The following is a 23,531-nucleotide window of genomic DNA, read 5'->3' as shown; positions in this document are numbered from 1 at the left end:
AGAGACAAACACCAGAAGGTTCGCTGCCGCACAGGCAGCTTAGAAAATAGAAGCAATCTTCACTGGCGTTTATAGCTTGTTCGCTGCCGCACAGGCAGCTTAGAAATTCTTGATCTGCTACGCTATAGCAAGCGATACGTTCGCTGCCGCACAGGCAGCTTAGAAAGTTTTCGTCTTTCTTCCACATATAAATAGCCTGTTCGCTGCCGCACAGGCAGCTTAGAAATTTTTTAGATGTTCGCTTACTTTCTGTATTGTGTTCGCTGCCGCACAGGCAGCTTAGAAAAAAAGCACGGGGCACGGAATAGTGTATGAGGCGTTCGCTGCCGCACAGGCAGCTTAGAAAATCACTAAAAAAGAGTTGTTGAGGGTATAAACGTTCGCTGCCGCACAGGCAGCTTAGAAATGATCAGGTTGGTGCGGTTGGTAAAATTGGTCGTTCGCTGCCGCACAGGCAGCTTAGAAAAAAGATTGTGGATGGTTAGATAAAAAAGCAATGTTCGCTGCCGCACAGGCAGCTTAGAAATGCCACACCTTTGGTTTCTTTAATATTAATGAGTTCGCTGCCGCACAGGCAGCTTAGAAAAAAATTGGCAGGTTAGTATTTCTCTTATGATCGTTCGCTGCCGCACAGGCAGCTTAGAAAAAAGCGAAATAAAAGAAATTAGAGAAAAGTGGGTTCGCTGCCGCACAGGCAGCTTAGAAATGTTTGTAACTGTGTGATAGATAAGCCTCGCAGTTCGCTGCCGCACAGGCAGCTTAGAAATTATGGGAAAAGATCGACAGCGAGAGGGCGCTGTTCGCTGCCGCACAGGCAGCTTAGAAAATTGATCCTGCTCGACCACTTCAAACTCTGGTGTTCGCTGCCGCACAGGCAGCTTAGAAATCGTTCTCCTGCTGTGTCTCCGTCTAGCCATATGTTCGCTGCCGCACAGGCAGCTTAGAAAATAGTTTGTTCGACTAGCTCATAGATAAAGTCGTTCGCTGCCGCACAGGCAGCTTAGAAAAATGTGTCGATAATCTCATCATCATCATTAAAGTTCGCTGCCGCACAGGCAGCTTAGAAATAAACCATCAGGCGATAATCCAAGATATATCGGTTCGCTGCCGCACAGGCAGCTTAGAAATGTAGTAAGACCTAGACCAGAGATATTAGGGGGTTCGCTGCCGCACAGGCAGCTTAGAAAAGTTCATGCGGTAAAGCAATTACAAATTCTCTGTTCGCTGCCGCACAGGCAGCTTAGAAATTTTTGATAACGCCGATAATTTGCTTTATCCCGTTCGCTGCCGCACAGGCAGCTTAGAAAACAAAACATGAAGGACCGATTGTTACTGAAGCGTTCGCTGCCGCACAGGCAGCTTAGAAAAGAAAAGTATAGTAATAAAGTCGATAAGGTTAGTTCGCTGCCGCACAGGCAGCTTAGAAAGTTCATTAATTTAATCATTTTTTCTCCTTACAGTTCGCTGCCGCACAGGCAGCTTAGAAACGCTCACCGGGTACGAATCAAAATAGACCACTTGTTCGCTGCCGCACAGGCAGCTTAGAAATTCGATATAGACTTGCGCCCCTTTTTTGAGATGTTCGCTGCCGCACAGGCAGCTTAGAAAAGTCTCTTACGTCAATGTGAGTGAAGTTTTTGGTTCGCTGCCGCACAGGCAGCTTAGAAAATGATGTCTTTAGCTTCGTTAGAGAATATTCGGTTCGCTGCCGCACAGGCAGCTTAGAAAATAATAACATCGCGAGGAGTAACACCAGATCTGTTCGCTGCCGCACAGGCAGCTTAGAAATCTGGTTTAGAATAAACCGAATAATAAGCCATGTTCGCTGCCGCACAGGCAGCTTAGAAAATGATTTCAAAAACGATACTAATTCTTTGTCGGTTCGCTGCCGCACAGGCAGCTTAGAAAATGGTGAAGCCATCCAGCTCCCCCGTGTAATAGTTCGCTGCCGCACAGGCAGCTTAGAAAAATATGTTGAAGCCGTTACCTCTCACAATATCGTTCGCTGCCGCACAGGCAGCTTAGAAAAATCAAGCGGCCGGCAGTGTAGAACGACTCCAGTTCGCTGCCGCACAGGCAGCTTAGAAATTGCCCGGCTCCTTGCCTAAGGCCGCGCTGTAGTTCGCTGCCGCACAGGCAGCTTAGAAAGTCGATAGTTTTAACTTACGCTTTCACAATGTGTTCGCTGCCGCACAGGCAGCTTAGAAATGACTATACAGTTGAATTAGATGAAAAAGAGAGTTCGCTGCCGCACAGGCAGCTTAGAAATACACACTTGACAATTGTTAATAAATGTGATAGTTCGCTGCCGCACAGGCAGCTTAGAAAACACTAAGATCGCAGGCTCTTTTTTTATATGAGTTCGCTGCCGCACAGGCAGCTTAGAAATTCCAGTTAATACGTCGACTTGCTAATAAGCGGTTCGCTGCCGCACAGGCAGCTTAGAAATATCAAATAAAGCTTGCGAATATCGAGGCGGCGTTCGCTGCCGCACAGGCAGCTTAGAAAAAAATTGGGATGGGTGGTCTCGTAATTAGCGAGTTCGCTGCCGCACAGGCAGCTTAGAAAAGTTGCATACTTCAAAAGTGTCTGCTTTAGGTGTTCGCTGCCGCACAGGCAGCTTAGAAATTTAGCCACCCCTGTAATTTTTCGATTTAACTGTTCGCTGCCGCACAGGCAGCTTAGAAAATTTTTGGTCCTTGTAAGATGATTCCCTCTTTGTTCGCTGCCGCACAGGCAGCTTAGAAACACTCTTGGAGCTTCTGGTAGATCGCTTCGTAGTTCGCTGCCGCACAGGCAGCTTAGAAATCAGATAAGATTCAAAACGCAACAATCTTCCCGTTCGCTGCCGCACAGGCGGCTTAGAAATGATAAGGCTACTACTTCCATCATATCTTGAGGTTAACCGTCGCACAGACAGCTTAGAAAACTGTTAGCTTCCTGTAATGACTGTAGATATAGTTAACCGCCGCATAGGCGGCTTAGAAATTCTATATTCTCTTTACGTTCCTTCTACAATTGTTCACTGCCGTATAGGCAGTTTAAAGTTTCGGCGGAAAAGGAGTCCGTAGATGCTTTGGTACAGTAGCATTTGGGGTAGCAGGTAGATAGAAAAAAGGCCGTTAATATAACGGCCTTCTTTTTAGGTTTAATCTGATATTTTTTATCAGAGATCAAGTCTTAATCAGTTATTAAATGATTAATGCTTGATTAGAATGGAGCGTCGATATCGACAACGTCAACGAGTTTGATATTAACGAACTCTTTAAGACCTAAGTCGATCAATTCACGACCATATCCTGAACGGCGGATACCACCGAATGGAAGGTCTGCTTTAACCATGGTTGGGTGGTTAACAAATACCATTCCTGTTGAGATTTGGTTTGCAACACGACGGCCACGCTCATTATCTGAAGTGAATACTGAGCCACCTAAACCAAATGGTGAGTCATTAGCAATGCGAATCGCATCAGCTTCATCTTCTGCTTTAATGATCATCGATACAGGACCGAAGAACTCTTGGTAGTATGCTGGGTTATCAGGCGTTACATTTGTTAAGATTGTTGGTTGAATGAAACAGCCTTGTTCTGGTACTTTCGGACCTACTTCAGTTGCAATCGCACCATGTTTTACCGCCTCTTCGATCTGTTTTAAAAGACCATCTTTCGCACGCTGTGAAGAGAGTGGTGCAAGTTGAGTTTCAGGGTCCATCGGATCACCAGCTTTTAATGCGGCAACGCCGGCAGTATATTTCTCTAAATACTCATCATAGATTTTTGCATCAAGAATCATACGTTTTGAAGAGACACAAACTTGGCCTGCATTCCAGTGACGACCAAATACACCCCAAGCAACAGTCTTATCGATATCTGCATCATCTAATACAACAAATGCATCAGCGCCACCTAATTCCATAATCGCTTTTTTAAGATGTTTGCCGGCAACTTGAGCCACCGCAGAACCTGCAAATTCAGAACCGGTTAAAGCAACACCACAAACGCGAGGATCTGCTAATACAAGCTCAACGTCATCATGTTCGATAAAGAGATTTTGGAAAACACCTTCAGGAAGACCAGCATCTTTCATCAATTGTTCAAATGCTAAAGCACATTGTGGAATATTCGATGCATGTTTGAGGATAAGCGTATTACCCGCAGAGAGTTGCGGTGCGAGAATACGTGCAACTTGATAGAAAGGGAAGTTCCAAGGCTCGATAGCAAGAAGAACACCTAATGGCTCATATACTAATTCTGCATCACCTTCTGCAGGATCCATAACAGGTAATTTACGTGGTTGTAATTGCTCTTCAGCATGACGGACATAATATTCTAAGATCTGTGCAGAGAGCTCAACTTCACCTTTTGCTTCTGCAAAGATTTTACCCATCTCAAGAGTGATCACTTTCGCATATTCATCAGCATTTGTACGAAGAAGATCAGCCGCTTTTTGAAGATAGACAACGCGCTCAGAGACCGGAAGTTTTTTCCAGTTTTGAAACGCTTGATCCGCAACGCCGATTGCCGAAACAATCTCTTCACGCGTTGCACTTTCGAAAGTTTTAATCACTTCATTGGTATAAGGGTTTACAGTTTGAAATGCCATAATTAATGATTCCTAATAAATTTTGAATGTAAAATCATTATAGACCTCGTCTCTATGCAATGCACCCATTTTACCAATAGGAATGAATAACATTTGGGCGGTTGTGAATCTTGATTTTTTATAACTTATTGATTCTATTCTTGTAAATAACAATTAAAGAATTTGTAAAATGTTGATCAATTTCTACCCAAGCTGATTTAGCTCACAAATTTTTATCTTTTCATAAAGTTATCTCCATCTGTTTTGCGCAAAAAATGTTGAATTTTGCAATTGCCATTTATGCTTATTGGTCTTTCTTGGGGCTATGTTAGGGTAGAGTCTGTACTAGATTGTTTGTATGAGATTTTTGATAGCAGGAGATAAGTGAGAGATGGATAAAGTGATGATGATTGATGAGATCGATTTTGGTGCGCTCTATAGGCAGCATGCGAAAGCTTCATTGCGCCGGCCTAAAACAGCAGCTGACTGGGATGCTCGGGCAGAGAAGTTGGCGGTGGAAGGAGAGGGTAGTAGTAGTGACTATGCAACAGTCTTTTTAGATCGGATGGAGCTCTCCGGCGTTAAAACGGTATTAGATGTTGGCTCTGGTAGTGGCACGATCGCGCTTGCAATTGCGCCTTATGTTGAACGAGTCTACGCACTTGATCATAGCCCCAAGATGTTGGCGCTTTTAGCGGAGAAGGCAGAAGTTGCCGGCATCGATAATATTGAAACGATTCTCCTTTCGTGGGAGGATGATTGGTCTGATGTGCCGGTCTGTGATGTTGCGCTCTCTTCTCGCTCTTCGATGGTCTCTGATCTTGAGGCAGCACTCGATAAGCTCAATAGTCGTGCAAAAAAGGCGGTCTATATGACAATGACGATGCGTCAAGGTTACATCAATCGGGAGTTTCTCGATCTTTTAGAGCGTGAATATATTGGATTTCCAACCTATATCTATGCCCTCAATCTTCTCTATCAACAAGGCTATAATGTTGGTGTTGATTTTATTACGGCAGATCATCGCCGGGAAAGAGAGGCCCCCTCTTTAGCACAGTTTATCGAAGAGATTGATCACGCTTTAGGGCCACTCTCACCTTTGGAAAAAGAGCGAGTTGAGCATTACTATTGGGCTAATCATGAGCGTCTTTTGCAACTTTATCACGATATCCGACCATGGGCTTTTCTCCATTGGGATCGTCGCTAATTGATTGCCGAAGAGAGACTCAAGGTGGATTAAGATTGATTCTTAATGTCTATTTTTAATACCTAAATGATTATTTTGATGTGCTATTTTCGGAGCTATTTCTGATAATCTTTTTCTAACCCTGAGCAGGAAGCGCCTCTAAGACTTTAAGGACGATCTGACTAGAGTTTTTAGCAGCAAGATCGAGATATTCAACAAAGCTCATCGGCATCTCCTTATCAGGAAGATCAGAGAGTGCGCGCATCACGATGAAGGGGGTTTGATAGAGATGAGCGACTTGTGCGATGGCGGCAGCTTCCATCTCTACCGCTAAAACATTGGGAAAGATCTCTTTAATCATAGCGACCTGTTTTTGATCCGCGATAAAGGCATCTCCTGTGGCAATAAGACCAATTTTAGAATTGATATTGAGCTCTGTAAGAACCTTTTCTACCAATGCGACAAGTTCAGGATCGGAGGGAAATGTTTTAGGGAGATCGGGAAGTACTGCAGGCTCTAAACCGATAGGGGAGAGATCGACATCATGATGCCCACTTTCACTAGAGATAATAATATCACCAATTTCCATCCCAGAAATGAGGCCACCGGCAGAACCGATATTGATAATCATCGATGGATGGTAGTGTTCATGAAGAAGCGTCGTTGCCATTGCGGCTTGCACCTTGCCTACGCCGGAGCGAAGAAGAACGACTTGATGACCTTGTAGCTCTCCCTGAATAAATTCAACGCCGGCAATAATGCGTTTTTCTGGGGAATTGATCATACTTGCTAAGAGAGCAACTTCTTGTGCCATCGCACCAATGATTCCGATCATGATATCTCTTCTATCCTCTTATCTAATGCTATTTTTTAAGTGGGCTTTACAGTTAACTTGTACAGTTAATTTGTACAGATGATTATTTCACAGATGATTATTTTATAACGATCCTCTATTTTTCGATTCTCTATTTTATATTGTGATGAATGGGAATGATAGGGGTATTGGTGACTTACTCATAATGATACATCGAGATATCAATGCTAGATCAAGATGACTCATGACTATCGTGACTGCCGGGAATGTGGATTCATATTTTGAAGTGCTTATTTTGAAAAGAGCGTCAAAAAAGTGGCAATTCTTCTCTTAGAAAGAAGCTTACACTCAGGCAAGGTAAAGTTGATATACTACCTAAGATTTAGCCCCATTCTCGATCAAGAAGAGATGGTGGCACTTAACATTGGGCATCAATTGAAGAGAGAAGGTCATGAGCCAAGTAGCAGGAAAGGAAGAAACAAAGTTAAAGCGGGGGCTTAAGAATCGTCATATACAGATGATCGCTTTAGGCGGTGCAATCGGTACTGGGTTATTTTATGGATCAGCTGAGTCGATTGCTTTGGTCGGACCGGCGATTCTACTCGCTTATCTATTGGGTGGATTTATTATCTATCTTATTATGACGATGATGGGAGAGATGTCGACTCATGAGCCTGTTGCCGGCGCATTTAGTCACTTTTCTTATAAATATTGGGGCGAATTCCCGGGCTTTTTAGCAGGTTGGAACTATTGGTTTCTCTATATATTGGTGAGCATGGCAGAACTTTCGGTGATTGGAATCTATATACAGGTCTGGTTTCCGGAGATTCCGCTTTGGGTCTCCTCATTGACGGTATTGATCATCATCACCATTATCAATCTCTTCTCGATTCGTATCTATGGTGAGTTTGAGTTTTGGTTTGCATTGGTAAAAGTATTGGCCATTATGCTTCTTATCGCTCTAGGTGCTTATCTTATTATCACCGGCACCGATGGTGCTTCCATTGCTAATCTTTGGCAGCATGGTGGATTCTTCCCTTATGGTGTTAAAGAGTTTCTTCTCTCTTTAGTCATTGTGATGTTCTCCTTTGGAGGGACAGAGCTTATCGGTATAACGGCAGGGGAGGCAGATGATCCTAAAAAGTCGATTCCTAAAGCGATCAAGCAGGTGATTTGGCGTATTCTTCTCTTCTATATCTTATCGATTGCCGTATTGATGATTTTGCACCCTTGGAATGAGATCGGAACGGATGGTAGCCCCTTTGTGATTATCTTTAAAGAGATGGGCTTTGGTATTGTGAATACCCCATTGGGTGAGATCAATATCCCGGCGACTTTCTTCAACATTGTCGTATTGTCGGCGGCGATCTCTGTTTACAATAGCGGGATCTATAGTAATGGGCGGATGCTCTTTGGATTAGCAGAGCAGGGCAATGCGCCTAAATTCTTTATGAAGCTCAATCGTAATTCCGCGCCGGTGGTGGCTATTCTCTTCTCATCACTTTGTACCTTGATTGCTGTTGTCATCAACTTCTTAGTGCCGGAGGGAGCATTTATGCGCATTATGTCTCTTGCGGTAGCGGCTGCAACTATCACATGGGGATTGATTGTGATTGTGCAATATAAGTTTAGAAAGCAGGTAGATGAGAAGAGCTTAACCTTCAAAGTCCCTTTCTATCCGATCAGTAACTTTATTGCATTAGCTTTCTTGGCGTTGCTTCTTGTGATGATGACGCAATCGGGCAGTATGGTTTATGCTGTGATTGTTATTCCGATCTGGATTATCGTGCTCTATATTGGTTTTAGGGTGAAAAAACGATTAGAGAAGCGTACGTGAGCATAAGCGTTGTTGAATGAGATTGAGTTAATGTCGGTTGATAGATAACAATTTAATAATCAGAACAGTCGCGTAACTTCTACTGAGTAGAGTGAGGCTGATATTTTAAGGGGTTATTCTCTTGAGATATCAGCTTTTTTATTTCAGAAGGATTAACCGTTCAGGTAGCGATACTTGCCGGCATGTAACTTTTGGAAGAATGCAGTGGTAATCTCCGGCAACTCATTAACCTTTGTTGTTTTAACAAACAAGAAGGATTATGGAAGGGCGGGAATCGACCATTCCGCTCTTTTCACCGGTGTATGCCCGTAGGTCGGCATCGATGATGCCGAGAAAATAGTATTAAATTGATGTTATTTGCCGGCGTGAGATCATCAACTGCCGGCGCATGATTTATGGAAGTACGAGATAGTAAGATCCGGCACCGTATCAGCTTTTTTATTTCAGAAGGACTAATCGTTCAGGTAGCGATACTTGCCGGCATGTAACTTTTGGAAGAACGCAGTGGTAATCTCCGGCAACTCATTAACCTTTGTTGTTTTAACAAATAAGAAAGATTATGGAAGGGCGGGAATCGACCATTTCGCTCTTTTCACCGGTGCATACCCGCCATTTGGTATTTTTAATGCCGAAAGTGATTCTCTTATAGATAAGAAGTGCCGGGACAATAATTAAATAGGGTTTAAACAGATCTTAAACAGTCTTTCAATATTATGTGAAGGCGATAAGAGATCGTCCATTGCCGGCGCGAGATTTATGAAAGTGCGAGATAGTGAGGGCCGGCAGTGTTCAGCCTATTTCTTTTGATTATTCATTCTTAAGAGGTTTATTGAAGGGCGAGAACCGACCATTTCCTTCTTTTCCATGATCGGGCATCAATGATGCTCATTGCCGGCACGCAACTTCTGAAAGAACGAGATAGTGAGATCCGGCAGCGCATCAGCCTTTTTTCTATTAATAAGCTATTAAACCGAGTTATTAAACCGCGGCATAGAGGAAAGTGATAGTGATTGTCTGGAGCGTAATATATTGATAGAGGAAATAACTCCCGATAGTCACAAAGAGGAGTAGGAGAATGAGTCCATAAGGCTTTCCTCGTGGAATCGGCATTCCATAACGATTAGCAACAGCACTTCCCGGCATAATAAAGGGGAAGAGTCGAATTAAGAGTGCTAAAGAGATTAGGATAAAGAAGAGTGTATAGTAGACCATTTTATCTAATGTCATCGGCATCATAATAATAATGAGTTCTAATGAGTAGGGGAATATAAAGAGGAGCGTCGCCCACCATCCCGAGAGATTGATATCATGCAGACGCATTACAACGGCACGAATATTAAGCAGAATAACCGCCCCAATAAAGCCGGCATGAAAGATAATTCGTCCTAATGTTTGTGTCATATCGATCGATTTATCCGCTGATTCCGTCAGTGAAAAGATCCCCTGTTCAATCACAAAGTAGTAGAAACAGTAGATAATAATCGCCAAAACGAGATAGGTTGCAAAACGGTTTGCGAACTCGAGTCGCCCAATTCTACCAGTGAAATTGATTGCAAAATAAGCAGGTGCCTTCTGCATCTTTTCATGGGATTTACTCATAGATCTCCCTCTACCTTCTATTAGTGTCGATATTATAAAGTAGAAAACCGAGATAATAATTTCTCGGCTTCTATTTTATGGTTAGTTCTTGAGATTTTACATCTCTTGCTAATTGAATCTACAGAATCTATTTTTTCTTCTCTTGATCGGCAGTGTCAGCAAATGTGAGATCTTTACCTCTAAAGACACGAATGATAACACCTTTGAAGACCCAGATATTGATAAGCCCCAAAAGAAGAAGAATGGTGATCACAGAGTAAGCAAAGTAGAGCTCTGACATATCTTTGATAGATGCGAGTAATCCGGTCTTAAAGTGAAGCACAATCAATGCAATGACGGCGACGACATAGACAAGAAGAAAGAGTGACATCCACAACTTTTTAACGCCCTCTTTCGTGAGAAGGAAGAGCGAAACGATGTAACAGATAATGAGAAGCGCTAATAAACCGATTAAAACTATTTCCATGTTATAAACTCCTTATAAGAGGTCTGTTGTATCAGATCGATATCGATTTTGCCTAAGCATCTAAAGGTTTGTTCTTTTTCTCTTCAAGATATTTCACAATAAAATCATGAAAATCCTCTACTTTTTGTGCGCCTTGAATCGCGATCTCATTATCGATCACAAAGAAAGGAACGCTCTGAATATTGATGCGATGTGCGATCTTTTCATCATCACGAACGGCATTTACATAAGTCTCATCATCTAAAGCTTTCTTCACATCGGTAAGATCGAGTTTTAGTTTATCGGCAATCTCAATCAGGGCAACGATATCACTCAGGTTAACGCCCTCCTGAAAGTAAGCCTTAAAGAGAAGATCCGCACAAGCCTTAATTTTACTAGGTGCTCTATTGGCAACATAGTGAAGAAGCTGATGTGCTAAAAATGTGCTTGTAGGAATGATTTTATCATTATTGATCGTAAGGCCAACGGTTGCAGCCATTCCCGCGGTATTGACCGTCATCTCTTTCGCTTTTTCAACCGTTGTTTGGTAGCGTTCAGCTAATACTTCAGCTAGAGATTCTTCAGTATAGAGTGGCGCATCAGGCGCAAGTTCAAAGCTACGATACTGAATTTTGATCATCGCCATCTCCTCTTCACTCAATTGCATGATGGCTTGTTCTAAATTGTGTTTACCGATATAACAAAATGGGCATGAAAAATCAGACCAAATTTGGATATTCATACGGGACCTTTCCTTGATCGACAAAAAATGAGATTATAAAACTTCTTGTTATTATAACAAACAAGTATCAAACAAGCAGATAAAAGGAGTAAATATGACTGGGGAAAGAACCGTAGAGAGTGTTAATGGCTATCAAGGTAAGAATCTATTAAAGACACTCGGTATCGAGATGGTTGAGCTAAGTGAGAAGTATGCTGAGGCAAAGATGCCGGTGACAGAGGCACTTCAACAGACGATGGGCTATCTCCATGGCGGTGCAACAATTGCATTGGCGGAAACTGTTGGAGGGATCGGCTCTTTTGCCATACTACCTCTTGATGAAGCTTGTGTCGGAATGCAGATTAGTGCAAGTCATCTCTCTTCGGCAAGTATAGGTGATACGGTGATCGCGAAAGCTGATCTGCTCCATAAAGGGCGTCGAAGTCATGTTTGGGATGTGAATATCTACTCAGAAAAGAGTGGTAAGTTAATCTCAACAATTAAAGTGACAAATGCGATTGTTCCGATCCAGAAAGCAAGACCCCAAAAAGAGGATTAGATAGAGTATCCAACGCCGATACGACCGTATAGATGGGGGCCAGCATCATTTCTCCCTTGGATAGATGCGCTCCCACCACTTGCAGCGCAGCCACTCAAGATAAGTAGGGTAACTATCATCATTACGGGAAACATTCGTTTGCTCTGCTTAATCCATTTAATCATTCTATCTCCACAATTAATGTCGGTGAGTTTTCAGTATTAACACTTCCAATATTAACATTTTTAATATTTTAGCCCTTTGTTCAATTCTCTCTGCTCAATTAGAGTATTATAACGACTTTTTAGTGCTCAATATCAAATAAATTTAAGTGATTTCAGCGATTTTAGCAGTTCAAGTTGATTATTTAAGTTGTAAAAAAGCCCTAGATAAAATATCTAGGGCTTTATCGTTACTCGATAATTTATAATATTGCTCTACTAGAGATCACTCTTTAGTAATGCATCATCAATTAGTAGTAACGGATTCTACGGTTAGATTCGCGCATTATACGTTTGTAATGGCGTTTCTGAGCCGCAGCCTTCTTGCGCTTTCTTTCAGCGGTCGGTTTTTCATAGTACTCACGTGCACGCACCTCAGATACGATACCTGCTTTTTCGCAAGACCGTCTAAAACGACGCATAGCAACGTCAAATGGTTCATTCTCACGAATTTTGACGGAAGGCATTGAACATCACCTCAATTATTAATAGGTTAAAATAAATTGCTCTTATACTGAATGTAGTCAGAGCACCAATCCACTAGTATAACCCCAGTTATGAAGAATTTCAATAATAGGGGCTATTTCATGAATGTGTTACTTATCTTTGAGCTTGATTCATAAGCTCATCGAAAGTTTTCTTCTCAGTAACAATCGCCGCTTTCTCTGCTAAGAGATCTACAACTTGATCTTCTAAAGCGATATTACGGATATTTTGCATACTGTTTTTATCTTTTTTGAAGTGTTCGATCACTTCTGCTGGATCTTCATAAGTTGAAGCAATAAGTTCTAAACGTTTATCAACGTAGCTCTCATCCGGCGTAATTTTGTTATCTTCAATAAATTTGCTAACAAGAAGGCTTAAACGAACTTTTTGTTCAGCTTGTTTTGAGAAGATTTGTGTGATCAATTCCATTAATTGATTCGCTTCTTCTTGGCTACGTGGCTGAGGGAAGTTTGATTGTTGCGCCATCGCTTGTGCTTCAGATACAACCATCACTTGTGGAACTTCTAATTCGTGATTTTTCTCAAGTGATTCTAAAACTGAAGATTTAAAGCGGTTATGGATAACGTTATTTAATTCACGCTCCATATTTTTGCGTAACTCTGAACGAAGTTTTTCAACATCGCCGTCAGCAATACCGAAACGCTCTGCAAATTGAGCATCGATCTCTGGTAATTCACCAACTTCTACACTGTTAACAGTGATATCGAACTCAGCTTCTTTACCTGCAAGATGTTCTGCTTGATAATCATCAGGGAAGGTGACCTTAATTGTTTTAGTCTCACCTTTTTTCATTCCAACGATCTGATCTTCAAATCCAGGGATCATGCTGTTAGAACCTAAAATTAATGGTGTGTTTTCAGCTTTACCACCTTCAAACTCTTCACCATCAACACGACCTACAAAGTTGATGTTGACGCGATCTTCAACTTTTGCTGCTTCATCGCTCTCTTTCCAAGTTTGGCTCTGCTTTTGAAGCGTTGTGAGCATATTTTCAAGATCAGCATCTGTTACTTCAGCTTCAAACTTAACCGCTTCGAGCTTGTCAAGGTTGTCTAATTTAACTTCGGGCATCACTTCAAACTCAGCGGTAAAAGAGTATTTGTTCTCTTCTGATGGGCGATCAATCACCGGTTGACCTGCTGGCTCTAGCTTAAGTTCAGTAATCGTTGCTTGATATTTTTTGCCAATCGCTTCGCCGATCACTTCATTTTCAACTTCAGCGCCATGCATATTGCGAACAACTTTAACTGGAACTTTACCAGGGCGGAATCCATCAACGCGAACGCGACGAGCTAACTCTTTAAGACGCGACTCAATATCTTTCTCAACTTGCTCTGCATCAAGCTCAATAACGACGCGGCGTTTGAGGCCTTCTAATGTTTCTACTGACATAATTATATACCCGATTCTAAGATTGAATTCTAAAATTGAAAATATAAAAAAAGGTGCTCATGCAAGCACCTTCTTCAACTTATTAAGGTGATCTCTATCACCATAACTCAATATGGTGCGAGCGGAGAGACTCGAACTCTCACGGATGAACCACTAGATCCTAAGTCTAGCGCGTATACCAATTTCGCCACGCTCGCATAAGCCGTAAATTATACATTGTCTTTATTGCTTGTCAAGACTTTTTGAGTTGCCTATTTTGCCTCTCTTGCTGCTTGAGCAATGCAATGAACTATGAGAAAAGATGATAATCTATTTCTGTAAAAACACAAGCATTTTTATTGCTAAAAAAATGAGCGTATCATTTATTACATTGATTCTTATCCATTTTAAGGGAGGGATCACTGAACGATAACTGTGTGATTACCTTTAAGTTACCACCCTGCAGTTATTATCTTTAAAAATGGTGTTTAAAAAATGGAGATAGTAAATAATCAGCTGATAGGAAGGTTTATAGAGGGCGCCATCGAGAAGATACTATAGCGGGCAGATTCTATATCGAGAAGATGCTATTAGAAAAGTGTCTATTATATTGACAATCTAAATTTTAAAGATCAGGCTATAATTGAAAATCAGTATGATATTTGCCCAAAGCAGAGCACTCTATACCTTCTATGTTGAGATACTGGTATTGAGTAACTTGATGTTAAATATATGTTAAGTATTAAATAATTCATGTTGAGTAATATTTTTACCATAGTGTGGTTCTTTGGCATCATCTAGAGATATCAATAAAAGGTCTATAACGATCTGCTTAATTTCTTTACCTTAATATTAAGGATTAATTTTATGAAAAAACTGAAGTATTTTTTTACTGCGCTGATTGTTGCACTCGTTGTGACCGCATGTTCTGCCGATAAAGATTCACCAGAAGGTGCTGTGCGTCAATTTGTTGAGATGTTTGCAACGGGTGATGCTTCTAATTGGACCAATGTTGTCTATATTCCTGATGAAGCTAATACGCCGGAAGAGGCGCTCGGCAAAGCTGTTGTTCAAGAGAAGTTATCACTTCTTGCGGAAGAGGGGAAAAACTATTATGACTCACAAGGTGGGCTTAAAGATATTACCTTCGATAATGTAGAGTATAATAAGAGCAAGACAGAGGCTACAGTACTTTTCCAAGTTCATTATAAAAATGGCACAAGTGAAGATCCAGAAGAGATCGAAACAATGAAAGGGAAAGAGGGTTGGAGAGTAAAGTTCTAATTGTTGATCTAATTGTTGAGCTTTCATCCAATTCATTCTAGATCTCTCATTTAGGTGATGTTGACATTTGATGTTGAGATTAATCTGAGAGATCAATAGAAGATCGATAGAGAAGAAGAACGTTAACAGCGTTCTTTTTTTATATGCTTTAGAAGCTTAGACTTATCCATTTTTTAGGGCGATCATTTATGCGCAATTATCCTAAACGCAATTATTTTAAAACTTTTCGCCCATTATCTGCTCTCTTATCGTTTGGGCGATTAGCTCAAGGGTATGTCAGAAGTATCAATCGGCGTGTGAGATTATTCCTTATTGTGCTATCTCTCTTCTGTATAACATTATTGATAGCGCTTATTGTCGTCTTAGAGATTGATCTCAATCCTTTTAGTGATCAGGAGTATTACCAACCGTGGGATTCGACCTATCGTGACCAATTAGCTGTAGGCGATATTGTCTTTCGTACGGCATATGGGAAGGAGAGTCGCTTTGTGCAGTGGATCAGTGGTGGGGAGTTTTCCCATATAGCGCTGATTACCGCTACAACGCCTGAGATTATTGTGACTCATGCCACAACAAATGATGAAGAGGCGCTTCCTAATCAAGTTTTAGCAACACCGATTGAGAAATTTCTCTCCCCAACATTTGCTAAAACTTATCTGATTGCGCGACCAGAATTTCTGCCTGATATCGATCGACTCTATTTTGCAGAGATGGTTGCAGCTAGGGTAGGAGAGCCTTATATCTTAAAGGGGCGTGAGGAGGAGAATCTCTACTGCACAACACTTTTAGAGATTCCATTACAACAATTTGCGCCACATCTTGCCACTCAGTTGAGTTGGCAGGTACTATCTTTGCCAGGAGTTGCCGGGGAATATCTCTTTCCAGATGCTTTTTTATCATTACCTGATATGCGACCGCTTCTGATTGATGATCAGTGGATAGAGGATCTGTGAAGCAATAAGGTAATAAAGCAATAAGAGAAGTTTGTAAAAAGTATTGAAGGTAAGCAATGTAGAAGAAGCAGTGCAGGAGAAGCAGAGTCAGTGATATAGAGTAATATTAATAAAGTGATCCTCTGATGAATCTGCTAAATTTATCCACTAAATCTATCTACCTATTTCACTTAATCCACTCAATCTTCAATCCACTCAATCTACTTAAACTGACTCATCACTCTTCATCCCCCTCTTCAGACTGAGATGTGGCGCCTTGCTGCCAGAAATTTTCAATTGTTCGAATTAATCTCTCCTGAATCTCTTCAGAATAGGAGCTGACAGCATAGTCGCTATAGAGCTTGTGATCCTTTTTGGCATAACTTTCAGCAATACGAATTAAAATATCATCCTTAATAATCCAACGTTTAGGGAGATTTTTCTGAATTGCGATCAATTCACGCATCTTCGCTAAAGCTTTTAGGAGCTGTTTAGATGCGCCTCTTAAACGCTTATATCCCTTCACTTTACGCCATGCTTGTTCTGGTTGTGGCTCATATCGTTCCCGTTCAGTTAGGGGGGTGAAATGGGAGCGTAGCTCTCCCTCTTTGCCGGCATCACAGATCTCTTTTTGAAGTTTATGATATGTCGGAATAAGGTAGTGAACATCATCGTAAGCATACTTTAGCTGTTCGCTCGTTAGAGGACGAAGATCCCACTGTGTACGGGTCTGATCGCGAATAAGATCAACATTACAATAGTGAAGAACAAGGTCATGATAGCTCATGCCGACCTTCTGCTGTTGTGTGATCTGAGCTGCAATCTGGGTATCGAATACCGGCGCGGGAAGAATATCGAGCGCATGAAGAATCGCCTCAAGATCTTGGCTCGCAGAATGGATAATTTTCGTAATATGTTCTGCTGTTAAGAGTGCTTTGAGGTGGGTAAAATCTTGAAGCGCTAAAGGATCGATACAGACTGCTTCTGTCTCTGTTGCAAGTTGAATAAGGCAGAGCTTCGGGAAATAGGTTTTAACCCGAAGAAACTCTGTATCGAGCGCTAACAGTTCAATCTCCTGGAGCTGCTTTTGGCACCACTGATCTAAGGCTTCTTGAGTATCGATGTAGAGGTCTTTCATATCTTATTCCGCAATATAGTGAGGGTCTTATTATACGGATTTCTTCTCTTTTTGGGTGAAATTGGTTAGAAATCGGGAACGAGATTGAATAATTGATGCAAAAATCGCTACTTTTTGTCCGATTTTTCACTGATGATTATCATGTTTACTTGGTACTTTCAGTGTAAGATAGAGAGTTTAAGCGTCAGCAGAGAGAAGAGAGTTGAAGTGAGATTGATTGACGTAAAACGTTTATGAAAAACGTTGATAAAGAGCGTCAATGAAGAATGCGAATAAAGAACGCGAATAAAGAACAGATTAAGATAAGTGAGGAGTTTTATATGGTTCCCTTTTCCGCCTTAAATGCGATCCCCTACTTGATGGAGTATCAAGAGAAATCACCATTAGTTCATTGTATGACAAATGATGTTGTCCAAAATTTTACGGCAAATCTACTCTTAGCGACGGGGGGAAGTCCGGCAATGATTCCTGATATTCAGGAGTGTGCAGAATTTACAGAGATCTCTAGCTCACTTCTAATCAATGTGGGAACTTTAACGCAGATACGAGCAGAAGCGATGCTCCATTCAGCAAAGCAGGCAATGGTTACGGGAACACCTTGGGTATTAGACCCTGTAGGGATTGGTTCAGCGCTCTATTTTCGTACGAAGATAGTGCATGAGTTACTCGCTTATCGTCCTACTGTGATTCGGGGAAATATTGCCGAAATAATGGTATTAGCCGGCATTGATGCTGTTGCTAAAGGTGTTGACTCCCATGAGTCGGGCAGTGATGTGGCTCAATATGCAGAGATGGTTGCCAGAGAATTTCAGACAATAGTGGTGATGACTGGCGAGGTAGATTATATTACCGATGGCAGTCGAGGTTATACCATCTCTGCTGGAACGACACTCTTAACGCGAGTGACCGGGACAGGCTGTTCGCTCTCTGCGCTTGTTGCCGGAATGATCGGTTCAACACCAGATACGCTAGAAGCCGCTGCGACAGCTTGCTATTTAGTTGCACTTGCCGGCGAATTTGCTGCTGAAAAAGCGACAGGAATGGGTTCATTCGCCCTTCAATATCTCGATGAGATCTCTAATATGACTCCTGAGAGATTATTAGAGATTGCAAAAAGGGAAGCCCCCGAGATTCAGTTTTAATAATTGAGTATTGAGTATTGAGTATTGAGTATTGGACAATCAAACGATCAAATGCCGTGCTTTAGGGCTTCAAAGTTTTAAGGCTATAGGATGAAATGACTATTAAGATGAGATGGTCACATTATTGATCGGTTAGTGAATATATAAAGGAGAAAGGATGGGATATCCGAAAATTCGTCGGGAGTTGAGCCGTACCTCATTTGATCTATCGCTCTATCTTGTGCTCGACCCTGAGCTCTGTGGTGGTATTGCAGGTATGGTCTCAACGGTTTATGAGGCCGTTGAACGAGGTGTTACCTGTGTGCAGCTTCGCTCAGAAAAAGAGGTTGATAAGCGTTATTGGTATGATGCGGGATTATTACTGAAAGCGCTTTTAGAAGATTATGATGTGCCGCTCATTGTGAATGATCATATCGATGTGGCGCTAGCTATTGATGCAGATGGAGTCCATGTAGGGCAGAAGGATTTGCCGGCAGATGTTGCACGTCGATTGTTAGGTCCTAACAAAATTTTAGGACTCTCTGTCGGCTCAATCTATGAGATGGAGCAGGTCAAACTGCAAGATGTCGATTATGTTGGAATTGGCCCTGTCTTTACAACCTCAACAAAAAAGGATGCGCGAAAGGCTCTTGGAGTTGAAGGATTGAGTATAATTGCCGCGCAGAGAGATATTCCTAAGGTTGCGATCGGTGGAATCAATATTGATAATGCCGCAAGTGTTATGAAGAGTGGAGTTGATGGGATTGCCGTTGTTTCTGCTATCTGTGGACAGGCAGATATTGCATCAGTTACAAGACGATTGGCATCGATTGTACGAGGTGAGAATGAATAAGATCTTAACAATTGCCGGATCAGATCCTAGCGGTGGTGCCGGTATTCAGGCAGATTTGAAGACTTTTTCAGCACTTGGGTGCTACGGGATGGCAATTCTCTCGGCATTGACGGCTCAATCTACACAAGGTGTTACCGGTGTTTTGCCGGTTCCTACAGAGTTTATTGAGAAGCAGTATCATACATTGATGGATGATATCGATGTTGATGCCGTTAAAATGGGGGCACTTGTCAATAGTGAGATTATTACAACGGTTGCAAAATTATTAACGGAGCGACCGATCCCTTTTGTTGTTTTAGATACGGTGATGATTGCAAAAGGTGGGCATCCACTATTAGTTGAGGAGGCCGTGACCGCTATTCGTGAAGCGTTACTTCCTTTAGCAGATATTATTACGCCCAATCTACCCGAAGCTGCGGCGCTTTTAGGGGTGAAGGAGGCGCAAGATCTTGAAGAGATGGCTGAGCAGGGAAGAGCGCTTCTCTCTTTAGGACCTAAAGCAGTCTTGATGAAAGGTGGGCATCTTGAGAGTGAGGAGAGTCCCGATCTTCTTGTAACCGCGACGGGAGTTGAGCTCTTTAATGCAACGCGTATTGCAACTAAAAATACGCATGGCACTGGATGCACACTCTCTGCTGCAATTGCCGCACTCTATCCTTCTCATGGATTAAAAAATGGTGTTCGTTTAGCAAAAGCCTATATTGAAGGGGCGATTGAGCATGCCGATCGACTAGATGTTGGGAAAGGTATTGGGCCAACACACCATTTTTACCGTTGGTGGTAATTTCGAAAGGTATCATAAGGTGTGCGATAAAGCGTCATAATATGTTGCGTCATAAGATGTTGTTTTATGCAGCGGCCTCTATTAGTGTGAGTGGTGAGATAAAAGGTGGGCGGTAGAGATGAAATATCATTTTCAAAATAGAGATCCTCAGTTGATCTATAAACTTTTAGCCTCTACGATTGTCCCGAGGCCGATTGCTTGGGTGACAACAGTTGATCAAATGGGTATATCTAATGCCGCTCCTTTTAGTTTCTTCAATATGATGGGGAGCGAACCACCGATTGTCGCACTCGGGATTCAACATTCGGCAGATGGTGGCGCTAAAGACACATTGCGTAATATTCGTGAACAAAAAATTTTTGGCATCAATCTGGTCAATAGAGAGGATGCTGAGCTGATGAATTTAACTAGTAGAGATTATGATGCAAGCGTTGATGAGCTCAAAGAGCATCAAATTGAAGTAATAGCCGGAGATCTCCTTCCTATCCCGCTGATCGCAACTTCACCTGTTAAGATGGAGTGTCGACTCTATCAAGAGATCCCCACGGGGGAGAATCAAGCAGTTATTCTCGGCGAAGTGGTGATGCTTCACTTGATTGACGAAGCTTTAATAGATGCTGATGCCGGCTACGTAGATGCAACGAAGTTAAATCTAGTCGCCAGAATGCATGGTAGAGGGTGGTATAGTGAGCCGGATAATCTCTTTGAGATGTTGCGTCCTGACTCTGAAACGCGCTAACGACGTCTTTTCCCACGACTTTGTCGCTCTTGCATCTCCGCAATACTTGTGCGAATTTGAAGATAACTCTCTAAACGTCGCGGAGAGATCAATCCTTCATGAATCGCATCTTGATAACGGCAACCGGGATCATCGGTATGGCTGCAGTTACTAAAACGGCAGGGTGTTGTAATCGCTTTTAGCTCAGGAAAGCCTTCATCAATTGCAGCGAGTGGGAGATGTTCTATATTGAAACTACGAACGCCGGGAGAATCGATAAGATAGCTCTCTGTCATCGGCAGATGGTAGAGGGTGGTTGTTGACGTTGTGTGATTCCCTAATCCCGTGGAGGCATTAATTTTTTGTGTTTGTAGCGCTAAAGAGGGGATGAGGTGATTTGTCAGTGAAGATTTACCGACGCCAGATTGGCCGACAAAGATCGATGTTTTCCCCTCTAACTCCTCTTCTAATTGAGTGATCAATTCGGGCTGGTAGATAGAGGTCTCAAAAATAGGAATAGAGAGCTTGCGGTAATCCTCTAAGAAGGAGAGATCGATAGAATTATCAATTTGGTCGATCTTATTGAGAATAAAGGAGACTTCAATGCCGAAGTAGTAGGCAGCGATCAGATATCGATCGATCAGTGAAGGGCTTGGCTCAGGTTTAGGGGCGATCACAATATAGAGTTGATCAATATTAGCGGCTAAAATCTTTTCAGCCCCGCCAAAAGCGATCCGTGAGAAGTGGTTTTCTCGTGGTAGACGAGCGATCACAACCGGTTCACTCTGCTCTAATTGATAGTAGACATAATCCCCACAAACAATGGTTCCAAGGCTCTGTCTGACAGCTGCTTTATGGAGATTTAGCTCGCCATCTTCGAGTGTCACATGTTGACCATGTTGTGCAATCACCCGACCGGGCGTTGCATTTTGTAGCTCTTCATTAGAGAGAAGCGCTTGTTGACGCGCTTCAATCACCCTTTTTTGTTGATTCGTAAGGCGGCGGCTCATCTTTTATTATCGCTCTCTATTTTTCAAGATGGGGGAGTTTATTAGGAACACCATCCCACTTCTCTGCATCGGGAAGAGGCGGTTTCTGTTCTGTAATAACAGGCCACTTACGTGCTAATTCCGCATTGAGTTCTAGGAAGACCATCTGATCTTCACTCAGATCATCATCTGCAAGGATCGCGCCAGCGGGGCACTCAGGTTCACAAAGTGTGCAATCGATACACTCATCAGGATCGATTACAAGAAAGTTTGGGCCTTCATGGAAGCAGTCAACAGGACATACCTCTACACAGTCGGTATATTTACATAAGATACAATTATCTGTGACGACAAATGTCATTTATAACTCTCCAAAGATCAGTTCGATTGTAGATTGATAAGGTGTTTGTAATTATGTTTGTAGTTAGTTAGCTTGAAATAGCTTTCTTTAAAACTTATTTAAGACTTATTGTGACGCTATTGAGAGATGATTACAAGTGGTAATCGCTAGCAAGTCTGATCGAAAGAAGAGCCCAGTTTCGATTAAGAGTAACATTGATCTCCTAACTCAACTGAGCTTCTTCTATCTGAGTCCTTCTAACTTTTTTCTAACTTTTTGCTAATCTATTTTACAATCACATTAGCAATACGACGTTTACCAACTTGGATAATGACATTATCCCCTTTAGCAAGCGTTAAGCCTTTATCTTCGATACGCTCTTGATTGATGCGAACCGCTCCTTCAGTAATCATTCTAAACCCTTCAGAGTTAGAGCTAACAAGGCCAGCATCTCGCATTGCTTGTGCAATACCGATAACACCATCCGTAGAAGTGACTACTTTCTCTTCAATATTTTCAGGCAGATTACCTTTCTGGAATCGCTCAATAAAGTTGCGCTGTGCTGAAGCCGCTGCTTCGGCATTATGATAACGGGTGATCAATTCATCACAGAGTTCAAACTTAACATCGCGAGGGTTACGTCCTGCAGCGACTTCTGCTTTTAGACGCTCGATCTCAGCATTTGAGCGGAAGCTTAGGAGTTCGAAATAGTTCCACATAAGATCATCTGAGATCGACATCAATTTACCAAATTGTTCATCTGGCGCTTCATCAACCCCGACATAGTTGCCGAGAGATTTAGACATCTTATTGACGCCATCAAGACCTACAAGAAGTGGCATAGTGATAGCACATTGTGGTTTGCTATTTCCATAAGCACGCTGAAGATCACGCCCCATTAAGAGGTTGAACTTCTGGTCTGTCCCGCCGATCTCAACATCCGTCTGAAGATGAACGGAGTCATATCCTTGCAATAATGGGTAGATAAACTCATGAATCGCAATCGGTTGTTGAGCTTTATAACGCTTTTCAAAGTCATCACGCTCTAACATGCGCGCAACTGTGTGGCGTGATGCTAATTGAATCATGCCAGCTGTACCAAGCTCGCCTAACCATTGGGAGTTGAAGACAACTTTGGTTAACTTAGGATCGAGCACTTTAAAGATCTGCTCTTCATAGGTTTTAGCATTTGCTAAGACCTGCTCACGAGTGAGCGGCTTACGAGTAACATCTTTGCCTGAAGGGTCACCGATCATGCCGGTGAAGTCACCGATTAGAAAGTTTACTTCATGACCGAGATCTTGAAAATGACGCATCTTATTGATAACGACGGTATGTCCGAGATGTAGATCTGGAGCTGTAGGGTCAAATCCTACTTTAATGCGGAGCTGACGATTCTCTTTCAATTTAGCGGTTAAATCTTCAATGGAGATCACTTCATCAGTACCACGTTGAATAATCTCTAGACTCTCTTCTATGGTTGCCATACTTTTATCCTAAATATTCTTAATATGCTTAAATGAGTTGTGAGTCATCTGCTCAATCCTTCAAG

Annotated in this window: 20 protein-coding genes, 1 tRNA gene and 1 CRISPR repeat array (1 of these 22 cut by a window edge); of the genes, 9 read left to right on the top strand and 12 right to left on the bottom strand. The window is 42.1% G+C overall.

Going from position 1 to position 23,531, the window contains the following annotated elements; genetic code table 11:
• A CRISPR array of direct repeats spans positions 1 to 3,048; the repeat unit is 28 nt; unit sequence GTTCGCTGCCGCACAGGCAGCTTAGAAA (it extends 7,124 nt beyond the left edge of the window).
• 162 nt (positions 3,049 to 3,210) lie between these two features.
• Positions 3,211 to 4,602, bottom strand: coding sequence for an NAD-dependent succinate-semialdehyde dehydrogenase (locus B9T19_RS08145; RefSeq protein WP_094568128.1), 1,392 nt, complete (start codon positions 4,600 to 4,602; stop codon positions 3,211 to 3,213).
• A gap of 370 nt (positions 4,603 to 4,972) precedes the next feature.
• Between B9T19_RS08145 and B9T19_RS08140 the strand changes: the two genes are divergently transcribed.
• Positions 4,973 to 5,788 (top strand): class I SAM-dependent methyltransferase, encoded by an 816-nt coding sequence (locus B9T19_RS08140; protein WP_094568127.1) that lies wholly within the window; start codon positions 4,973 to 4,975, stop codon positions 5,786 to 5,788.
• 115 nt (positions 5,789 to 5,903) lie between these two features.
• On the opposite strand, the gene B9T19_RS08135 is transcribed toward B9T19_RS08140, so the two are convergent.
• A complete protein-coding gene (locus B9T19_RS08135; protein ID WP_094568126.1) occupies positions 5,904 to 6,605 on the bottom strand; it encodes a 5'-methylthioadenosine/adenosylhomocysteine nucleosidase in 702 nt (233 codons plus the stop codon).
• A gap of 427 nt (positions 6,606 to 7,032) precedes the next feature.
• Here B9T19_RS08135 and B9T19_RS08130 point away from each other — a divergent pair, with 427 nt between their 5' ends.
• Positions 7,033 to 8,418 carry an amino acid permease gene (locus tag B9T19_RS08130; protein WP_094568125.1) on the top strand — a complete coding sequence of 462 codons (1,386 nt, stop codon included), beginning with the start codon at positions 7,033 to 7,035 and terminating at the stop codon, positions 8,416 to 8,418.
• Between the two features lie 978 nt (positions 8,419 to 9,396).
• Here the strand turns inward: B9T19_RS08130 and B9T19_RS08125 are convergent.
• The 3 genes from B9T19_RS08125 to B9T19_RS08115 all read right to left on the bottom strand — a co-directional run bounded on the left by B9T19_RS08125 (position 9,397) and on the right by B9T19_RS08115 (position 11,204).
• Positions 9,397 to 10,017: a DUF805 domain-containing protein gene (locus B9T19_RS08125; protein ID WP_094568124.1), complete on the bottom strand. Its 621-nt coding sequence runs from the start codon at positions 10,015 to 10,017 to the stop codon at positions 9,397 to 9,399.
• A gap of 127 nt (positions 10,018 to 10,144) precedes the next feature.
• Positions 10,145 to 10,483 (bottom strand): hypothetical protein, encoded by a 339-nt coding sequence (locus B9T19_RS08120; protein ID WP_094568123.1) that lies wholly within the window; start codon positions 10,481 to 10,483, stop codon positions 10,145 to 10,147.
• 52 nt (positions 10,484 to 10,535) lie between these two features.
• Positions 10,536 to 11,204, bottom strand: a complete 669-nt coding sequence (locus tag B9T19_RS08115; RefSeq protein WP_094568122.1) for a DsbA family oxidoreductase — start codon at positions 11,202 to 11,204, stop codon at positions 10,536 to 10,538.
• Between the two features lie 94 nt (positions 11,205 to 11,298).
• Here B9T19_RS08115 and B9T19_RS08110 point away from each other — a divergent pair, with 94 nt between their 5' ends.
• Entirely contained in the window at positions 11,299 to 11,742 is a 444-nt protein-coding gene (locus B9T19_RS08110) for a PaaI family thioesterase (RefSeq protein ID WP_094568121.1), read from the top strand.
• A gap of 451 nt (positions 11,743 to 12,193) precedes the next feature.
• Here B9T19_RS08110 and rpsU read toward each other — a convergent pair whose 3' ends face one another.
• The 3 genes from rpsU to B9T19_RS08095 form a co-directional block, all read right to left on the bottom strand.
• Entirely contained in the window at positions 12,194 to 12,409 is a 216-nt protein-coding gene (gene rpsU / locus B9T19_RS08105; RefSeq protein WP_094568120.1) for a 30S ribosomal protein S21, read from the bottom strand.
• Between the two features lie 133 nt (positions 12,410 to 12,542).
• The gene (gene tig / locus B9T19_RS08100) at positions 12,543 to 13,841 is read right to left on the bottom strand and encodes a trigger factor (RefSeq protein WP_233146824.1); all 1,299 of its coding nucleotides are present in this window, start codon (positions 13,839 to 13,841) and stop codon (positions 12,543 to 12,545) included.
• A 113-nt stretch (positions 13,842 to 13,954) separates the two neighbouring features.
• Positions 13,955 to 14,038 (bottom strand) — tRNA-Leu (locus B9T19_RS08095).
• Between the two features lie 649 nt (positions 14,039 to 14,687).
• Between B9T19_RS08095 and B9T19_RS08090 the strand changes: the two genes are divergently transcribed.
• Together B9T19_RS08090 and B9T19_RS08085 are read left to right on the top strand one after the other, a co-directional pair.
• Positions 14,688 to 15,104 (top strand): DUF4878 domain-containing protein, encoded by a 417-nt coding sequence (locus tag B9T19_RS08090; protein WP_094568118.1) that lies wholly within the window; start codon positions 14,688 to 14,690, stop codon positions 15,102 to 15,104.
• Positions 15,105 to 15,400: 296 nt separating this feature from the next.
• The gene (locus B9T19_RS08085; protein ID WP_158214386.1) at positions 15,401 to 16,057 is read left to right on the top strand and encodes a YiiX/YebB-like N1pC/P60 family cysteine hydrolase; all 657 of its coding nucleotides are present in this window, start codon (positions 15,401 to 15,403) and stop codon (positions 16,055 to 16,057) included.
• A 217-nt stretch (positions 16,058 to 16,274) separates the two neighbouring features.
• Here B9T19_RS08085 and B9T19_RS08080 read toward each other — a convergent pair whose 3' ends face one another.
• The gene (locus tag B9T19_RS08080; RefSeq protein ID WP_094568116.1) at positions 16,275 to 17,174 is read right to left on the bottom strand and encodes an HRDC domain-containing protein; all 900 of its coding nucleotides are present in this window, start codon (positions 17,172 to 17,174) and stop codon (positions 16,275 to 16,277) included.
• Positions 17,175 to 17,494: 320 nt separating this feature from the next.
• Here B9T19_RS08080 and thiM point away from each other — a divergent pair, with 320 nt between their 5' ends.
• From thiM to B9T19_RS08060, 4 genes are all read left to right on the top strand, one after another.
• The gene (gene thiM, locus B9T19_RS08075; RefSeq protein WP_094568115.1) at positions 17,495 to 18,316 is read left to right on the top strand and encodes a hydroxyethylthiazole kinase; all 822 of its coding nucleotides are present in this window, start codon (positions 17,495 to 17,497) and stop codon (positions 18,314 to 18,316) included.
• A 157-nt stretch (positions 18,317 to 18,473) separates the two neighbouring features.
• Positions 18,474 to 19,148: a thiamine phosphate synthase gene (gene thiE, locus B9T19_RS08070; RefSeq protein WP_094568114.1), complete on the top strand. Its 675-nt coding sequence runs from the start codon at positions 18,474 to 18,476 to the stop codon at positions 19,146 to 19,148.
• Positions 19,141 to 19,932, top strand: coding sequence for a bifunctional hydroxymethylpyrimidine kinase/phosphomethylpyrimidine kinase (gene thiD, locus B9T19_RS08065; RefSeq protein WP_094568113.1), 792 nt, complete (start codon positions 19,141 to 19,143; stop codon positions 19,930 to 19,932). Before thiE ends, thiD begins: the two co-directional genes overlap by 8 nt.
• Positions 19,933 to 20,050: 118 nt before the next feature.
• The gene (locus B9T19_RS08060) at positions 20,051 to 20,671 is read left to right on the top strand and encodes a flavin reductase family protein (RefSeq protein ID WP_094568112.1); all 621 of its coding nucleotides are present in this window, start codon (positions 20,051 to 20,053) and stop codon (positions 20,669 to 20,671) included.
• Here the strand turns inward: B9T19_RS08060 and rsgA are convergent.
• The 3 genes from rsgA to tyrS form a co-directional block, all read right to left on the bottom strand.
• Entirely contained in the window at positions 20,668 to 21,660 is a 993-nt protein-coding gene (rsgA, locus tag B9T19_RS08055; RefSeq protein WP_094568111.1) for a ribosome small subunit-dependent GTPase A, read from the bottom strand. The two genes, B9T19_RS08060 and rsgA, sit on opposite strands and share 4 nt — an antisense overlap.
• Positions 21,661 to 21,676: 16 nt before the next feature.
• A complete protein-coding gene (gene fdxA / locus B9T19_RS08050; protein ID WP_094568110.1) occupies positions 21,677 to 22,000 on the bottom strand; it encodes a ferredoxin FdxA in 324 nt (107 codons plus the stop codon).
• Positions 22,001 to 22,263: 263 nt separating this feature from the next.
• Positions 22,264 to 23,466 (bottom strand): tyrosine--tRNA ligase, encoded by a 1,203-nt coding sequence (gene tyrS / locus B9T19_RS08045; protein WP_094568109.1) that lies wholly within the window; start codon positions 23,464 to 23,466, stop codon positions 22,264 to 22,266.
• Between the last annotated feature and the right edge of the window lie 65 nt (positions 23,467 to 23,531).

Source organism: Ignatzschineria sp. F8392, assembly GCF_002252045.1.
Taxonomy (GTDB): Bacteria; Pseudomonadota; Gammaproteobacteria; order Cardiobacteriales; family Wohlfahrtiimonadaceae; genus Ignatzschineria.
Note: the sequence above shows the minus strand (reverse complement) of the source record. Positions and strands in the feature narration are given on the sequence as shown.

What these genes read in the sequence shown, in the direction of transcription:
- B9T19_RS08145 (WP_094568128.1), bottom strand. Translation starts at nt 4,602, where the DNA reads ATGGCATTTCAAACTGTAAACCCTTATACCAATGAAGTGATTAAAACT.
- B9T19_RS08140 (WP_094568127.1), top strand. Translation starts at nt 4,973, where the DNA reads ATGGATAAAGTGATGATGATTGATGAGATCGATTTTGGTGCGCTCTAT.
- B9T19_RS08130 (WP_094568125.1), top strand. Translation starts at nt 7,033, where the DNA reads ATGAGCCAAGTAGCAGGAAAGGAAGAAACAAAGTTAAAGCGGGGGCTT.
- B9T19_RS08125 (WP_094568124.1), bottom strand. Translation starts at nt 10,017, where the DNA reads ATGAGTAAATCCCATGAAAAGATGCAGAAGGCACCTGCTTATTTTGCA.
- B9T19_RS08120 (WP_094568123.1), bottom strand. Translation starts at nt 10,483, where the DNA reads ATGGAAATAGTTTTAATCGGTTTATTAGCGCTTCTCATTATCTGTTAC.
- B9T19_RS08115 (WP_094568122.1), bottom strand. Translation starts at nt 11,204, where the DNA reads ATGAATATCCAAATTTGGTCTGATTTTTCATGCCCATTTTGTTATATC.
- B9T19_RS08110 (WP_094568121.1), top strand. Translation starts at nt 11,299, where the DNA reads ATGACTGGGGAAAGAACCGTAGAGAGTGTTAATGGCTATCAAGGTAAG.
- rpsU (WP_094568120.1), bottom strand. Translation starts at nt 12,409, where the DNA reads ATGCCTTCCGTCAAAATTCGTGAGAATGAACCATTTGACGTTGCTATG.
- tig (WP_233146824.1), bottom strand. Translation starts at nt 13,841, where the DNA reads ATGTCAGTAGAAACATTAGAAGGCCTCAAACGCCGCGTCGTTATTGAG.
- B9T19_RS08090 (WP_094568118.1), top strand. Translation starts at nt 14,688, where the DNA reads ATGAAAAAACTGAAGTATTTTTTTACTGCGCTGATTGTTGCACTCGTT.
- B9T19_RS08080 (WP_094568116.1), bottom strand. Translation starts at nt 17,174, where the DNA reads ATGAAAGACCTCTACATCGATACTCAAGAAGCCTTAGATCAGTGGTGC.
- thiM (WP_094568115.1), top strand. Translation starts at nt 17,495, where the DNA reads ATGGTTCCCTTTTCCGCCTTAAATGCGATCCCCTACTTGATGGAGTAT.
- thiE (WP_094568114.1), top strand. Translation starts at nt 18,474, where the DNA reads ATGGGATATCCGAAAATTCGTCGGGAGTTGAGCCGTACCTCATTTGAT.
- thiD (WP_094568113.1), top strand. Translation starts at nt 19,141, where the DNA reads ATGAATAAGATCTTAACAATTGCCGGATCAGATCCTAGCGGTGGTGCC.
- B9T19_RS08060 (WP_094568112.1), top strand. Translation starts at nt 20,051, where the DNA reads ATGAAATATCATTTTCAAAATAGAGATCCTCAGTTGATCTATAAACTT.
- rsgA (WP_094568111.1), bottom strand. Translation starts at nt 21,660, where the DNA reads ATGAGCCGCCGCCTTACGAATCAACAAAAAAGGGTGATTGAAGCGCGT.
- fdxA (WP_094568110.1), bottom strand. Translation starts at nt 22,000, where the DNA reads ATGACATTTGTCGTCACAGATAATTGTATCTTATGTAAATATACCGAC.
- tyrS (WP_094568109.1), bottom strand. Translation starts at nt 23,466, where the DNA reads ATGGCAACCATAGAAGAGAGTCTAGAGATTATTCAACGTGGTACTGAT.